12 protein-coding genes are annotated in these 15,707 nt (G+C 70.7%); 10 read left to right on the top strand and 2 right to left on the bottom strand.

Annotation, left to right across the window (positions count from 1 at the left end; genetic code table 11):
- Positions 1-156 precede the first annotated feature (156 nt).
- Positions 157-1,347, top strand: a complete 1,191-nt coding sequence (locus tag ACWV17_RS08785; RefSeq protein ID WP_455359205.1) for an Ig-like domain-containing protein — start codon at positions 157-159, stop codon at positions 1,345-1,347.
- Between the two features lie 465 nt (positions 1,348-1,812).
- Here ACWV17_RS08785 and ACWV17_RS08780 read toward each other — a convergent pair whose 3' ends face one another.
- Both ACWV17_RS08780 and ACWV17_RS08775 read right to left on the bottom strand, forming a co-directional pair.
- Positions 1,813-3,060 (bottom strand): PucR family transcriptional regulator, encoded by a 1,248-nt coding sequence (locus ACWV17_RS08780; protein ID WP_455354001.1) that lies wholly within the window; start codon positions 3,058-3,060, stop codon positions 1,813-1,815.
- 26 nt (positions 3,061-3,086) lie between these two features.
- Positions 3,087-3,272 (bottom strand): hypothetical protein, encoded by a 186-nt coding sequence (locus ACWV17_RS08775; RefSeq protein WP_455359204.1) that lies wholly within the window; start codon positions 3,270-3,272, stop codon positions 3,087-3,089.
- 241 nt (positions 3,273-3,513) lie between these two features.
- Between ACWV17_RS08775 and ACWV17_RS08770 the strand changes: the two genes are divergently transcribed.
- From ACWV17_RS08770 to ACWV17_RS08730, 9 genes are all read left to right on the top strand, one after another.
- Positions 3,514-4,467 (top strand): DUF3068 domain-containing protein, encoded by a 954-nt coding sequence (locus ACWV17_RS08770; protein WP_455359203.1) that lies wholly within the window; start codon positions 3,514-3,516, stop codon positions 4,465-4,467.
- 324 nt (positions 4,468-4,791) lie between these two features.
- On the top strand, positions 4,792-5,997 hold the full coding sequence (locus ACWV17_RS08765) for a glycosyltransferase family 4 protein (RefSeq protein WP_455359202.1): 1,206 nt from the start codon (positions 4,792-4,794) through the stop codon (positions 5,995-5,997).
- Positions 5,998-6,003: 6 nt separating this feature from the next.
- Entirely contained in the window at positions 6,004-6,753 is a 750-nt protein-coding gene (locus ACWV17_RS08760) for a class I SAM-dependent methyltransferase (protein ID WP_455359201.1), read from the top strand.
- Between the two features lie 22 nt (positions 6,754-6,775).
- Complete coding sequence (locus ACWV17_RS08755; RefSeq protein WP_455359200.1) at positions 6,776-11,044, top strand: alpha-(1->3)-arabinofuranosyltransferase domain-containing protein; 4,269 nt, start codon at positions 6,776-6,778, stop codon at positions 11,042-11,044.
- On the top strand, positions 11,041-12,657 hold the full coding sequence (locus tag ACWV17_RS08750) for a condensation protein (RefSeq protein ID WP_455359199.1): 1,617 nt from the start codon (positions 11,041-11,043) through the stop codon (positions 12,655-12,657). Before ACWV17_RS08755 ends, ACWV17_RS08750 begins: the two co-directional genes overlap by 4 nt.
- Positions 12,654-13,448 carry a class I SAM-dependent methyltransferase gene (locus ACWV17_RS08745; RefSeq protein ID WP_455359198.1) on the top strand — a complete coding sequence of 265 codons (795 nt, stop codon included), beginning with the start codon at positions 12,654-12,656 and terminating at the stop codon, positions 13,446-13,448. The genes ACWV17_RS08750 and ACWV17_RS08745 overlap by 4 nt, the downstream gene beginning before the upstream one ends.
- Before the next feature lie 3 nt (positions 13,449-13,451).
- Positions 13,452-14,357, top strand: coding sequence for a DMT family transporter (locus ACWV17_RS08740; protein WP_455359197.1), 906 nt, complete (start codon positions 13,452-13,454; stop codon positions 14,355-14,357).
- Entirely contained in the window at positions 14,354-14,551 is a 198-nt protein-coding gene (locus ACWV17_RS08735) for a Trm112 family protein (protein ID WP_455353992.1), read from the top strand. Before ACWV17_RS08740 ends, ACWV17_RS08735 begins: the two co-directional genes overlap by 4 nt.
- 119 nt (positions 14,552-14,670) lie before the next feature.
- Positions 14,671-15,639 carry a polyprenyl synthetase family protein gene (locus tag ACWV17_RS08730; protein ID WP_455359196.1) on the top strand — a complete coding sequence of 323 codons (969 nt, stop codon included), beginning with the start codon at positions 14,671-14,673 and terminating at the stop codon, positions 15,637-15,639.
- The last annotated feature ends 68 nt before the right edge of the window (positions 15,640-15,707 follow it).

The raw sequence follows: 15,707 nt of genomic DNA, 5'->3' as shown, positions 1-15,707 counted from the left end.
TGCTCACAGCCGCCCTTGACGGCTCCGCGCGGCGAATGTGACCGGACGATGACCGTTTCTTCCCAGTCGACGTCACATCGGCCCATAGCCACTCACCTGCGTTTTCGCCGTCCTACGCTCACCGCATCCACTCGATTTCCCGTGACGGAGGATCCGTTGAGTCACATACGTGTGCGCATCGCGGCGGCCGCTGTGCTGCTGACCCCGCTCGCCGCCTGTTCACCCGGCTCAGGGACCCAGGCGGCCGACGACGCCAAGCCCGGCACGACAGCCGCCGACAAGCGGCCCGCGACGGTGACGGTCACGCCGAGCGGCGGCCGGGTCCGCGCCGGGGAGCCGGTGAAGATCACCGCCACCGGCGGCCGGCTCACGTCGGTGACGGTCACCGACACCGAGGGCCGTTCCCTGACCGGCACGGTGTCGGCGAACGGCGGCGTCTGGCTGTCGGACCGCAAGTCCGTGCCGGGCACGGCGTACACGGTGACGGCGGTGACGCGTACCGGCGACGGCACGGAGCGAACGGCCGAGTCGTCCTTCACAACCGCCGCTGCCGACAAGGTCAACAAGGTGGACTGGCGGCCCGGTCCGGCCACCAGCGTGGGCGTCGCCCAGCCGGTCTCACTGGTCTTCGACAACCCGGTGGCGAACAAGGCGGAGGTGGAGAAGCACCTGAGGATCACCACGTCGAACGCCACCGAGGGCTCGTGGGGGTGGATGACGGACTGGTCGGGCCGTGACAGGGTCGACTGGCGGCCGAAGGAGTACTGGAAGCCGGGCACCAAGGTCACCTTGAAGGCCGAACTGAACGGGACCGACTCCGGCAGCGCCGGCGGCTGGTTCGTCCGCGACTACACGACCTCGTTCACGGTCGGCGCGCGCCGGATCGTCAAGGTCGACCTCGACAGCCGCCAACTCACGCTGGAACGCGACGGCAGGGCAGTGCGAAAGATCCCCGTCTCGGGCGGCACCCCAGGCGGCGAGAAGAGGTCGTGGCGCGGCACGGCGGTCCTGATGTCGAAGGAGGGCACGATCAACATGAACTCCGAGACGGTCGGCATCTCTGACCCCTACAACAAGATGGTCGACTACTCGATGCGGCTGACGTGGTCGGGCATGTACGCACACGCGGCGCCCTGGAACGACAAGTGGATGGGCAGGGCCAACATGAGCTCGGGCTGCATCGGCATGAGCACGGCGAATGCCGCCTGGTTCTACGGCGAGGTGCGCCCGGGCGACCCGTTCGAGATCAAGGGCAAGGACACCAAGGGGGTCCCGGCCCCCGGCAACGGCTTCGGCGCGTGGAACGTCGGCTGGGAGGAGTGGCGGGCGAAGAGCGCGCTGCGGTGACCGGTTCGCAGCATGCACAGCTGCTCACCGGTGCCATGACCGAGGATGTAGTGCAGGGGCAGGGTGTGGCCTCGGACCAAGGCGTATCGGGCGCGGTGGTGGGAGGGTCTCTGCGCGGGTGCGGCCAGTGCCGCTCGAACCAAGCCGGCCGACCGGGCCGCCGGTCGCGCGAGGTCGGGTATCCCGCCGCCGAAGGCCTCCGGGGGAGCGCGCCGTACGCGGCGCCCGGCACCGGGAGCGCCGAGGGCGGACCGCCGTAACTCTGCGGAGCCGGCGGGGGAGGCGGGGGGAGGCGGCGGTGCGGGAACGGGACCGGACAAGGACAACCCGGACCGTCAGGTCCGGTTGAGTTTCCTGGGCTGATCAAGATCGTCCTGGAGTCGGCCGTCCTTTCGCCTTACGCTGCGGCGCCCTGACGCTGCCCAGGCGCAAGGCGTCGGGCAGTCCGTCAGCGTTGCCCCAGGGTCAGTCAGGCGGTGGGACGAGATCACCGCGCAGCCGCCGAGCGCGAAGCACCAGCTCCAGTTCGAAGCGGCGGTCCGGGTCGTCCAGGTCCTCGCCCCACAACTCACGGAGCTGTCTCAGCCGGTAGCGCACGGTCTGCGGGTGGACTCCGAGCCGGGCGGCCACCTCCGGCGCGCCACCCCGCGTTTCCAGCCAGGCCAGCAGGGTCTCGGCGAGACGGTGGGCGTGCGCCGGGCCGCCGCACTCGTCCAGCTGGGACAGCCGCCGCCGCCGCGCCAGATCATCGATCAACTCCCCTGCGGGCAGCAGCACCAGGGCTTCCACGTGCTCGCCGCAGTGCAGGAGCCGCCCTTGCGGCAGCAGGCCCTGCTCGATCATGCCGACGGCAGCCTCCGCCCAGCGCAGCGACGTGACGGCCTCCGCCAGCGGAACCGACGGGCCGATCGCGCCGGACCAGTTGGCCATCGCCCGGTGCAACAACTCCGCACGTCCGGGGGCGTCCGGCTCCGGCACCACCATGCGCGGCTGCTCGCCCTCCATGTCGAGCAGCACCTCGTCGCCCACGGCGGGGGCGACGGCCTCCTGGGCGGGGCGGAGCAGCACGGCCACCGCCACCTTTTCGGGCAGTTGCCAGCCCACGTCGGCCGCGCGGTCGGCGAGGAAGGCGGACGGATCCGTGCGGTGCTCGGCGAGCAGCAGCTCGACGAGCAGTCGTTGCAGGCGCAGCCGCTCCCCGGCCTGGCGGGCGACGGCCTCGGCGTAGCCGCGCACCGACTGGGCCACCATGACGTCGAGGTACTCGAATGCGGACTCGGCGAGTTCGTACATGGCCGCGGGCGGGATGTCGACCTGCTGGCCGATCTCCGCCATGCGCCGCCAGGCAAGGCGTACGCCCAGCCGGTAGATCCCCTGCAAGGAGTCCAGGCTGCGCCCGTGTGTGACCTCGCCGCGCCCGAAGTCCTGGAACATCTCGGGAAGGGCGCGCGGCCGGTCCGACCCCGTGGTCATCTGCTCCACGAAGACCTCCAGCGCGTGCCGGATTGCCACCAGGGCCTTCGGCTCGCCGGACGCGTCGGCGATGAACGTCAGACCCGGATACTCCCGTCGGATCGCGGCGAGGATGTCCTGGGCAAGCTCGGGGACCTGCTCCAGGGCGCGGTCGGCGAACCGCTCAATCCGTTGGCGTGGCACGTCGTGCCACGCTGACGACCCTGCCACAGCACCTTCTCCCGGACGTCCGGTGCGCATGCCGCTCGATCAGCTGGCCTGGATCTTCAACCTAGCCCGCTCGGGCTGGGTGTGCTGGACGTCCCGCCGACGGGAGGGTCGGGAAACGTGACGAGCGGCACATTCTGCCGCTCGGGTGTGGCATTGAGGGCGGCGACGATTCCGAAGGCGGCGCCTGTGGCCAGGGTGGCGGAGGCGACGCAGGTCAGGACGGCGGCAAGCAGTCTGGGCATGGGGGTGATCGGCCTCTCTGTCGATGAGGTTTGTCACCCAGCGCGCCGGCCCGGTCCGGCGCGGTCAGTATGCGAGTCGCATTGACAGGTGGTCAAGCTCCGCCTAATTTCGCCGGTCACAGCACTGTTACTCCCGGGTACGTCACCCCTCGGCCGGGACAGGCTGGAATCCGTGCGTGCGACCCCACCAACGCACAGTCCACGCACGCCCCGCACACCCCGCCCGTATTGGAGTACCCGCATGCGCCGTTCAACGTCAGGTATGTCCCTGATTCTGCTGGGTATCGGCGTTTTTCTGCTGGTCCTCACTCAGCTGCTCGCCTGGTACGTGGAGCCGCGTGCCAAGCGCACACCGACCGACGTGAACTCCACGACGGTCTTCAGCGGTGAGGGCAGCTATTTCGACACCGGATCCGTCACCACGGTGGCCGGCCAGACGATAACGATCACCCGCCGGGTGCTGGGGGACGTCGCCGGCAGCGAGCGCAGCGGAAACGCGATCTGGGACGTGTCGACACAGATCGACACGCCGAAGACGCTGCCGCTGGCCGACCCGCGGAAATCCCTGCAGTGGGCCACGGAACGCTGGGTCACCGACCGCCGGACGAACCTGCCGGTGCGCTGCTGCGAGGAGAATCCCAGATTCGAGGGCGAGGCCTACCTGAAGTTCCCGTTCGATGTCGAGAAGCGCGTCTACACCTGGTGGGACAGCACTCTGGGGGCCACCGTGCCCCTGGAGTTCAAGGGCACCACCAAGATCCGCGGCCACCGGGGTTACGTCTTCGGAGGCACCGTCGCGCCCACCGCCACCGGCACCCGTCAGGTGCCCGGAGTGCTGGTGGACCGCCCGCAGGGCCAAGTGCTTGCCGAGGAGTGGTACTCCAACGCGGGGATCGAGCTGACGGTCGACCAGCGCACGGGCCGGATCATGAACGCGGTGATCGCGCCGACGAAGACGCTGCGGGCCCCGGGTTCGAAGAAGGACGCCGTCGTCCTGCTGTCCAGCAAGCGGCTGGAGTTCACCGAGGCGACCCGGCGTGAGCAGGTGAAGCTGGCCTCCGACGACGCCAGCCGGCTGAAGATGCTCGGCGAGACCGTGCCCGTCGTGGGCGGAATCACCGGCGGTCTGCTCACCTTGGCCGGCGTGGTGATGGTGATCCGTGGCCGTCGGCAGTCGGAACACTCAGCCCAGTGATGAAAGCGCGATGCCGACCATCCCGAACTTGTCACCTTCGTGCGTAGTGGAACGGATCAGTCGAACTAACACTTGCGTTACCCCGCAGATAAGAAACGTTTCCGGTTTGAGCCGGCTCCCACTCCCAGGAGTCCGCCACCGGCCCGGTGCCGCACATCGACCGCACATCCCGCCAGGCGCCGTCCCCGCAGTACCTCAGGACCCCGCACCACCCCCAAGTACCCGCAGTATCCGCACACCGAGCCAGCCCAGCGCTTCACCCCCGGAAGCCCGGCAATCCCTCACCCGCCTGCCCTCGCAGCTGCCGAGTTGGAGCACCTCTCTATGCCCCTGCACGCGTCCGCTCTGGCTTCCGGCCAAGTGGGCTTCGTCCCCGCTCAAGCCCGCACCGGTAGCCGAGTCACCGACTCGCTCGCCATTGACCCGCACATCGCACCCGTCGTGGAAGCCCTGCCGCGCCGGATCACCTTCCTCGCCCGCCGTGACCTGGGCAACCAGGCAGCCGGCGGCTCGGAACTGCTCATCGACCGGATAGCCGGCGGTCTGACCGCCGGCGGCCACGAGGTCACGCTCGTGTGCGGCGGCCCGGCCGCCGAACGCGACTACCGGGTGGTCTCCGCGGGCGGTGACGCAGGTCACTTCCTCCGCGCCAGGAAGATCTTCGCCCGCGAGGTCGGCGACTGCGACCTGCTGGTCGAGGTATGCAACGGCATGCCGTACCTGGCGCCGCTGTGGCACCGCGGACCAACGTTGTGCCTGGTCAACCATGTGCACACTGATCTTTGGCAGATGCGTTACCCGGGCCCTGCGGCCCGGCTCGGCCGCAGACTGGAGCACTGGGCGCTGGCAGGCACCCACCGCGACAACCTGATGGTGGCCGTCTCCGAGTCGACTGCCTCCGAGCTGCGCGGCATCGGCGTGGCCGCGGACCGGATCCGGATCGTCAACAATGGCGTCGAAGACCCCGGCCCGCTGCTGCCCGAGGCGAGGGAACCGCTGTTCCTGGCCGTCGGCCGGCTGGTGGAGTACAAGCGCATCGACCTGCTCCTACGGCTGTGGGAGCGGGTCCGCCCCGTCACCGGCGGCCGGCTCGTCATCGTGGGCGACGGCCCCGAACGGGAGCGGCTGGAAGCCATGGCCGGCCCCGCTGTGACGTTCGCCGGCCGGGTGTCGGAGGCCGAGAAGCACCGGCTGATGTGCGAGGCGTGGCTGTTGTTGCACCCCTCCCTGGTCGAGGGCTGGGGGCTGGTCGTCACCGAGGCCGCCGCGCGGGCCACCCCCGCGGTCGGTTTCGACATACCGGGCCTGTGCGACTCCATCGAGGACGGAGAGACCGGGGTGCTGGCCCGGGGCGAGAGTTCGTTCGCCGCCGCGTGGTGCGCTCTGTCTCTCAGTGCCGACCGGCGCGCAGCCATGGGACGTGCCGCCGCGCATCGCGCCAAGCGCTTCCGCTGGAGCGCGACGGTCCGTCAGTTCCAGGCGGTCGCCGCCGAGGCCGCGGCGCTCGCCGCCCCGAGACGCGGCAGATGAGCGGCCATGTCTGAGATCACCGAACGCGCCTTCAAGGATCCGTCGCTGAAGCGATCGGCCGCCCTCTTCCGGGCGTTCATGCGCGAACAGAGCGATCCCGAGCGGTGCTACACCCTGCTGGCCCGTGACTCGGTCGCACAAGTGGCGCGTCACATCGACCTGCCCGGCAAGATCGTCGTCGATATCGGCGGTGGCAGCGGCCACTTCACCGAGGAGTTCCGCCGCCGTGGCGCGCAGAGCTACCTCTTCGAGCCCGACCTGCGGGAGCTGAGCGCCCGCGGCCGGGTCACCGAGGACGCGGTGCTCGCCGACGGATATCTGCTGCCGCTCGCCGACGGCGCGGCGGACGTGTGCTTCTCGTCCAATGTGCTGGAGCACGTGTCGGACCCACAGACGTTCATCAGCGAGATGGTGCGGGTCACCCGTCCCGGCGGACTGATCTACCTGTCGTTCACCAACTGGCTCTCCCCCTGGGGAGGTCACGAGACAGCCCCGTGGCACTACCTCGGGGCCGACCGGGCCCGCGCACGCTACGAACGGCGCACCGGCCGCGAGGCCAAGCACACCGTCGGCGAGAACCTGTTCCCCGTCCACATCGGTCCCACCCTGCGGCACGTCCGCGGCCGCGACGACGTGCAAGTCGTCACCGCGCGGTCCCGTTACTGGCCATTCTTCGCGAGCACGATCACCCGGGTGCCGGGACTCCGCGAGATCGCCACCTGGAATCTGCTGCTGATTCTCAGGCGAAGCCCATGAGCAAGCGAAGCGAGGAACGGTCATGACCACTACGGTCCAGGCGCCCACCCGGGCGCCGCAGCCCGGCCCGACGCCGTCCGAGGCGTCCGGGGCGCCGCACGGACGACGCCTGCTGTTCGGCTTCTGGGCCGTCGTGCTGGTGTCCTTCCTCGCGGTGTCACCGGGGAAGATGACGTTCGAAACCAAACTCGGCGTCGCCCTCGACCCCCAGCGCTTCCTCGGCGACCTCGGTTCGCTGTGGAACGGCAACGTGGGCCTCGGCGGCATAGCCAACCAGTACATCGGCTACGCCTTCCCGGCGCTCCCTTACTACGCGTTCATGGACCTGCTGCAGGTGCCGGTGTGGCTGGCCGAGCGGCTCTGGCTGTCGATCATCGTGACCGCCGCCTTCTGGGGTGCGCTGAGGCTCGCCGAACGGCTGCGCGTGGGTACGCCCGCGACCCGGGTCCTCGGTGCCATGGTGTACGCGCTGTGGCCCACCTTCACGATCGTCATCGGATCGACCTCCGCCGCCGCGCTGCCCGGTGCCCTGCTGCCCTGGGTACTGCTGCCGCTGACCTCCGCGGCGCTGAGCCCCCGGATGGCCGCCGCACGTTCGGCCCTGCTGATCCCCTTCATGGGTGGCGTGAACGCCGCCTCGACGCTAGCCGCGCTGCTGCCCGTGGGTCTCTACCTGCTGAGCCGCCCCGCCGGCCGGCGTCGGCGCGCGCTGCTGGGCTGGTGGATACCGGGCGTCGTGCTGGCCACCGTGTGGTGGGTGGTGCCGCTGCTCCTGCTCGGCATCCACGGCGAGAACTTCATGCCGTACGTCGAGCAGGCCGACACCACCACTGCCACCATGTCCGCGACCGAGCTGCTGCGCGGCGCCGGCAACTGGGTGGCCTATCTGAACTTCGGTGAGGCATGGCTGCCGGCGGGCTGGACCGTCGCGACCGCCGTCATCACCGTCCTGGCTTCGGCGTTCGCCGCGGCCCTGGGGCTGGCGGGCCTGGCGCGCCGGGACCTGCCGGAGCGCCGCTGGCTGCTGCTGACCGTCCTGGCCGTGGTCCTGATCGCGCTGGCCGGGTACGGCGGCGCCTTCGGCGGTCCGTTCCACGGTGTCGTGCAGGACTGGTTCAACGGGTCGCTGAAGCCCTTCCGCAACATCTACAAGTTCCAGCCGGGACTGGCCCTCGCGCTCGCCCTCGGCCTGGCCCACCTGACGGCCGTGCTCTCCGTGAGCAGAAGTCCTCGGCCCCTTCCCGGTCGCCGCTGGGCGCCCGCGGCCGTGGCGGTGCTGGTGCTGCCCGGTCTGGCCCTGCCGTACGTCAACGGCTCGATCCTGCAGCCCGGCGCCTTTACCAAGCTGCCCACCCACTGGGAGAAGGCCGCCGGCTGGCTCAAGGACAACGCCCCGAACAGCCGGACCATGGTCGTACCGGCGACGGCGCACGGCATCTACACCTGGGGTTCCCCCATTGACCAGCCGTTCGACGTGCTGGCCGAAACGCCCTGGGCGCAGCGTGACTTCGTCCCCTTCGGTACACCCGGCGCACGCCGTGTGACGGACGCCGTCGAACAGGCGCTGCTGTCCGGCACCGAGGTTCCGGGCCTTCAGGCATACCTGGCACGGGCCGGCATGCACGAGGTGGTCGTACGTAACGACCTCGACCCCGACCAGATCGGTTACGTCCCGCCGCAGACGGTGAAGCGGACACTGGAATCGTCTGGCTACCGCAAGGTCGCCGGGTTCGGACCGCTCGTGACCGGCGGGCGCATCGGCGAAGCCACCCCGCTGCAGGTGCAGGGGCTGTTTCCGCGGCTTCAGTCCGTGGAGATCTACCAGCCGCAGGACCGCACCGCGCGTCCCGACCGGGTCGGTGTGTCGGCCGCGGCCGACACGGCCGTGGTCAGTGGCGGACCCGAGGCGCTGCTCCAGCTCTCGGCCGATCCCTCGATGGCCGGCCGGCCGGCCGTACTGGCCGGGGACAGTCTTCCCAACGGCGTCGTCGCACCGGTGAAGGCAGTGGCGGACGGCCTGCGCCGAGCCGACACCCGGTTCGGCCTGGTCAACAACAACACCTCGTACACGTACACCGCGGACGAGCGCAATCACGCCGACAGCCTGCAGAACGCGGGCGAGAAGCCCAAGCAGATCCTGCCGTCGAAGGGCACCCATCACCAGACGACGGCGGTGCTGCGCGGCGCTGAGTCCGTGACGGCTTCCAGCAGTGGCAACTGGCTGTTCCACCTGCCGCAGTACGACCCGGTGAACGCCTTCGACGGCAACCCCGACACCGCGTGGGCCGAGGGAAGCCCCGGCCGGCCGGCCGGTCAGTGGCTCAAGGTGGACTTCTCCGGGCCCACCGACATCCCGGCCTCCATCCAGCTGACCCCCCTGCCGAGCGACAGCATGCGCGCCGCGCCCACGCGAGTGCGGATCGAGACCGACCGCGGTTCGGCCGAAAGCCCGCTGCAGACGAACGGCCTGCCGCAGACCGTCAGGGCGCCCTTCGGTGAGGCCTCCTGGATGAAGATCACCATCGTTGCCGCGCAACAGGCGCGCCCGGGCCTGTCCGGGGCCGGCTTCTCCGAGGTGTCGATCCCGGATGTGCAGGTGACGCGCATGCTGGCGCTGCCTGCCGATGCGGAGCGCACCGACGCGGCGGCGACCGTGTACTCCATGCACCGCGGCACCGACGCGGGCGGCTTGTCGCCCGTATCGGCCGAGGTGGGACTGCACCGGCAGTTCAGCACCCGGGAAGCGGGCGAGTACAAGGTGTCGGCGCAGGCCGTCACCGTGCCCGGCGGCCCGTTGGACGAACTGCTCGACCGTTCGGCTCCCGGATCGAAGAACCGGGTGACGGCCTCCGTGGACTCCACCAGCCGCAACGGCATGTCGCTGAGCGCCCGCAACCTGGTGGACGGTGATCTGACGACCGCCTGGATCGCGGGCGACCGGCCGGTCGTCCACCTGAGCTGGCCCAAGAAGGAGAAGATCGACGAGATCATCCTCGCGCCGGCGGGCGGGGTGTCCACCCGGCCCGAGCAGGTGATGATCAGCTCCCCGCACGGCGCCGCGACGGCCGACGTGGACGAGAACGGGCGGGTCCGTTTCCCGGAGATCGAGACGAACCGGCTTGACATCGCCATCAGCCGGGTCGCCCCGCTCACCGTCCACAATCCGGTGGCGGACGCGCAGTTGCAGCTGCCGGTCGGGCTGAGTGAGGTGCATGTTCCCGCACTGGCCGATCTGCGGGTGCCGCGTCCGAAGCCGTCCGCGCGCTTCTCGCTGCCGTGCGGTGAGGGCCCGGACCTTGCTGTGGGCGGTGTCCTGCACAAGACGAAGGCCTCCGGATTCGTCCGGGACCTCACCGAGCGGCGACCCGTCACCGTCGCACTCTGCGCAGGGGAGGAAAAGGACGGCACCCTGGAACTTCCGCCCGGCGATCACGAGGTGGAGGCGGGCGACGCGGGCCCGCTGGCGATCACCGACGTCACGCTGACCCTGGGCACTCCGCAGGAGATGGCGGGAGCGGCGGGTCGCGAGGCCACCGTCACCAAGTGGACCGACGACAGTCGGACCGTCTCGGTGTCGGCCGGCGCCGGCGAGGCCACGTACCTGCAGACCTACGAGAACGCCAACGACGGCTGGAAGGCCACTCTGGACGGCACGGAGCTGGAGTCGGTGCGTCTCGACGGCTGGCAGCAGGCCTGGCTGATCCCGGCCGGGGCGTCCGGCACGGTGAACCTGGAGTTCGAGCCCTCCGGGCCGTACCGGGCAGCCTTGATCGGCGGTGCGATCGCGCTCGTCGCACTGGTCGCCCTGGCCTTCCTGGGCCGCAGGCGCAGCGCCAGTGGAACTGACGAGCCGCTGCCCGAACCGGCGGCCCCTGGGATGCTGCTCGGGACGCTGGCGCTGACCGCCGTCGTCGCGGTGGTGGCGGGTCCGCTGGCCCTGGTGGTGCCCGTACTCGCCGTGGCGGCCCGGTTCCGGCCGGCCGTCCTGGTGCCGACCGCGGCGGTGGCGATGGCCGGAGCGGGCATTCTCGCCGCTGTCGGCGCCGGGGAGCCGGTCGACGCCGGGCAAGGCGCGTTCAGTGGCTTCGCGCAGGTACTGGCCCTGGTGGCCCTGTCTGCCGCCTTGGTGACGGCGGCAAGCCCGGCGTCCGCGGCCGCCGACCGCGAAGACGACGACGGTGCCGAAGCGCCGGAAGCCGGACCGGTGGTCACGGCCCGGCAGGGAAGCACGGGCACCGGGGACTGGCCCGAGCCGACCCCTCGGCAGCCGGGAGGCGGTGGCCCCGCATGACCTCGTCGTGGACCGCCGCCGGGTGGGGGACCGCAACCCCTCCCGGCGGGGTCCGGATCCCCTTTCCGACCATCGATGAGGTGTCGCGGCACTGCCTCAGTGACGACGAGCCGGAGACCGTGCACGTCGAGGTCCATCTGCCCGGACGGCTGGACCCGGCACGGCTGCGGACCGCGTTCCGGCGGGCGCTGCTGACGCACCCCCGGGTGCTGATGCGGGAAGTGCCCGGCCGCAGGCACCGGCAGTTCTTCGCGTGGGAGCTGACCGGCGAACCGGACAGCGACCCGGTGAGCTTCGCGGGGCCGGGACCCGACGCGTTGGCGCGGGCCCGATCCCGGGCCCTCACGGAATGTCCGTCGCTCACCCTGTCGCCGCCGATGCGCCTCGAAGTCATCGAGGTGGACGGGGGAACGGCCGCCGGAGGGCCGTCGGCGGCGGGCGTGCCGTCGGCGACCCGGACCGTGCTGCTGCTGACGATGCATCACACGGCCCTCGACGCGCCCTCTGGACTGCGGCTGCTCGCCACGACCGCGGAACGGTACAGCGGCTTGGCCGCTCTCCCGGTCCCCGGGCCGGTTCGGCCGGGCCGCTCGGGTCCGGCCCCCAGCGCGACCGGCGGCACCGGCCGCGCGGTATGCGCGCGGCCCGTGCGGGTCGCGCCGGACTCCCGCCCCGAGCCGGTGCGCGCCCGCGCCGTGGGCAACGGCATACTGCAGGCGGAACTGCCCGTTCCGAGGCGTGCGGCGCGGACCGGCGGGCGTCTGCCCTGGACCGTCAACGACCAACTGCTGGTCGCCGCTTCACTGATGGTGGGCCGTTGGAACGTCTCGCAGGGGCGTCCGGCCGGTCCGGTGCGGATCACCATGCCCGTCGACGACCGTCCGCGCGGCACGGAGATGCCGATGGGGAACGGAACCCGGCTCGTCGAGGTGGCCATGACCCCCGAGGACCCGCGCGACCTGGACCTGCTGCTCGGTGAGCGGCCGGACCTGGCGACCGTGGCCCGGTTGCTGGGCACCACCGCTCGGCGCACTCGCGCGCTGAAATCGGCGCACGGCGCGCCCCTGGGTCGCGGGGCGAGCCTGTTGACCGCGCCGCTGCTGCCGGTCGGCATCCGGGGCGCGCTCACCCGTGGCGCGCGGCGGGCGGCGGCGCCCTGGACGTCGACGGTGCTGGTCACCAACATCGGACGCGTGCCGTACACGCTGGACTTCGGTGACGCCGGTCGGGCGACAGCCGTGTGGTTCTCCGCACCGGCGCGGATGCCGCGCGGGTTGAGCGTGGCGGCGGCTTCCACCGACGGGCGACTGCATGTGACGCTGCGCTGGTCGCGGGCGCTGCTCGGTGACGCGGCGGGCGCGGACCTGGTGGGTTTGTTCGAGGAGTCGCTTTCGACGACGTCACAGGTCGCCCGGGCCGGGTCGACCGCACTGGGGATGGGGCCGGGAGCCGGAATTCCGGAGGCGGACACCGCCGCTGCCGACGCCGAGGCGTCCGCAGCCCGGGATCACGCATGCCGCCCGGGCGGGCCGTACAACCGCGACGCATCGCGTCCGGACCCGACACCGGGTGGATCCCGTTCTGCCCGGGAGAACCATGGGAGGCCGTCATGACCCCCTCACCCAACGGCTCCGCGGCGACCGGAAAGTCGCCCGAGGCACCGGTGCCTTCGCCGAACCGGCGCGTCCCCGGGCTGCGGGATTTCTACGAGGACCCCACCGTCCCCGTCGCCTCCGGCGACGCCCGTAGTCTGCGTCAGGCCCGGATGCTGGCCGATGCGCTTGGGCCCGTAGGGCCCGGCCGCCCGGCCGCGACCGTGCTCGACGTGGGCTGCGGTGACGGCTCGGCGGCCGCGACCGCCGCCCGCGTACTGAACGGGCACCGCATCGTGGGAGTCGACTGGTCGCAGGACGCGCTGCGCCGGGCGGCGCCGCGCCTGAGCCAGGTCGTCCGCGGCGAGCTGACCGGTGGTGGGCTGCCGTTCGCCTCCGGCAGCGCCGACGCCGTGCTGTTCAGCGAGGTCGTCGAGCACCTCGTCGACCCCGACAGCGCGCTGGACGAACTGCACCGGGTACTGCGCCCCGGGGGGCATCTGATGCTCTCCACGCCGAACCTCGCCGCCTGGTACAACCGGGGGCTGCTGCTCGCCGGAGTCCAGCCGGTCTTCTCCGAGGTGAGTCTGCGCCGCATCCACGGCAGGCCGGGCAGCCAGGTGGTGGGCCATCTGCGGCTGTACACGGCGCGCGCGCTGCGGGAGTTCGTGGCGGCGTCCGGGTTCGACGTGGTGACGGTCGCCGGTGCGCCGTTCCACGGAGTGCCGCGCCCGCTCCGTCCGCTGGACCGCTTGGCCTGCCGACTGCCGTCCCTCGCCTCCATCCTCCTTGTGCATGCGAGAAGGGTGTAGCCCGTGGTGTGGGGTGTGGCCGCCGCACTGGTGGCGAACGTCCTGTACAGCACCGGCTTCGTTCTGGAGAAGCGGGCGCTGGCCGGCATGCCGCCGCTGAGCGCCGCACAGCCGGGCCGAGCCCTGCTCCTGCTGGCCGGCAGGCCCTTGTGGATCTGCGGGGCAATGGCGCTGGCCCTGGGGTTCGCCGCCCAACTAGCTGTCTACCGCACACTGCCGATCGCCGCTGCCCAGGGCCTGTTTCTGTCCGGGCTGGTCCTCCTGCTGGTGCTCTCGTCGGTGGTACTCGGTGAGCGCCCCTCCGGTCGTGAGCGGCGTGCGGTGGCTGTCATCGGTCTGGCGCTGGTGATGGTGGTGGCCTCGCTGTACGAGACCAGCGAGGAGATCAGCCGCAGCGCGCCCGCGGGCATCCTGCTGGGACTGTGCGTGCCGACACTCGCGGCCGGGCTGCTGCTGTACGCGGCCGCGGAACGGCGCGCCCGTCGGCGCCACCGGCAGCCGACCACCGGAGTGGCCTACGCGGTGGCGGTCGGTCTGCTCTACGGGGTCAGCTCGCTCGCCATCAAGGGCATCTCCGGGCATCTGGACACCTCGGACCTCCAAGGCTCCGTGCGCGCCCTGTTCGCCTCCCCCTATCCGTACCTTCTGCTGTTCACCGGGGTCAGCGGACTGGTGCTGTCGCAGACCGCCCTGCAGCGCTGCCGGGCCTCACTGATCGTCCCGGTGTGCTCGACGGTGACCTGCGTGTTCACCATCGTGAGCGGCACGATCGCGTTCGACGAGCCGCTGCCGGACGACCCGTTGCGGCTGATACTGCGTCTCGGCGGCACCTTGCTGGCCCTGACGGTCCTGCTCACCCTGCCGCGACACGACGCGGACACCCCCACCTCCGAAGGAACCCGGCCATGAAGCCTGACAACCCGCTGCTGAAGATCCTCGCCTGCCCACTCGACAAGGGTCCGCTGATCCTCGACGAGGTCAGGGGCGCTCTCTACAATCCGCGCCTGCGCCGCCGCTATCCGATCGTCGACGGCATCCCGCAACTGCTGCCCACTTCCGGTGAGCCTGCTGTCGAGCAGGAACCTGCTGTCTTCCTCGGCTGATCCGGCCGTGGCGGAAAATCGCTCTAGCTCCGCTCCCTCCCAAATGATCGAATCTGTGCCGTACGTCGGCGCAAAGGATTGCGAACTCATTCTCGGGCGGAGGTTGCTACGTGAATTCCATGTCGTACCTGGACCTGCATCGGCAAGTCTCCGCTGAGGTCGAGGCGGAGATAGAAGCCGCTCTCGAACGGCTCGGTCCCTCGGTGGACGCGGTCAGGAGCGCGGTCGGCAAACTCTTGAAGCATCAAAAATTGAAACATCCACTGTCGGTGCTGCCGCTGCTCGTCCACGCCATGGAGACGGGCACTCCCGGACCGGCCGTCCCGGTGTCCGCCGTGCACGTGCTGTGGTGGACTTCGGCCTGTTATCTGGACGACCTGGCCGACGGGCAGGGTGCGCCCCGGGCTGACGGCCTCGGTGCGAACGAGGCGCTGCTCGCCTCCGTCGTCAGCGGAAATATGCTGCCCTTTCATATCATTCAGTCGCCACGGGTTCCGGAGCCGGTGCGCGCCGCTCTGACGGCCGAGCTCGTGAACGGCTGGACCGCCGCCGCCGAAGGGCAACTGAGCGACATACAGGGAGACGTCGGCAGCGCTACGCGGAAATCGGTGATCACGGCATACCGCGGTAAATCCGGCGGCCCCTTCGGTATGATCACGGCAATGGCCGCGACATTATCGGGCGCGACGAGTGAGCGAAGAGAACTCTGGCGTGAGTTCGGCTACCTCTTCGGCGTCCTGTGGCAGATGTTCAACGATCAGGAAGACATCCTGTCCGGCCGCAATGAAGACCTGATGAACGGCACCGTGACCTACCTGCTCGCGTGCGCCATTGAGGAGGCGTCACCCCAGTCCCGGGAGCGCATCCTGGGCCTGTGCGCCGACGCGAGGAATTCTGGTGACGCGAGATCGGAACTCACCGCACTCCTGCTCGCGCCCGCCGTCCTTCAGCAGTTCCATGAAGACGTCGACGCCTTTCGCGACGAGGCGTGCCGCGTGCTGGATGAACTGGGTGGTGACGAGGACTACTTGCCCGTGCTGCGGCAGCTCGTGGACCTGTCGGCCCAGATGCTCCTGCCGGGCGCGTGAGGGAGGACAGGCGGCTGAGGCGCCGCCTCAGAGCGGTTCGCCACACCTGTGAGGCGCTGCTCGCGGAG

Source organism: Streptomyces mabaensis (genome assembly GCF_053763515.1).
This window is presented reverse-complemented; position numbering and strand designations above follow the sequence as displayed.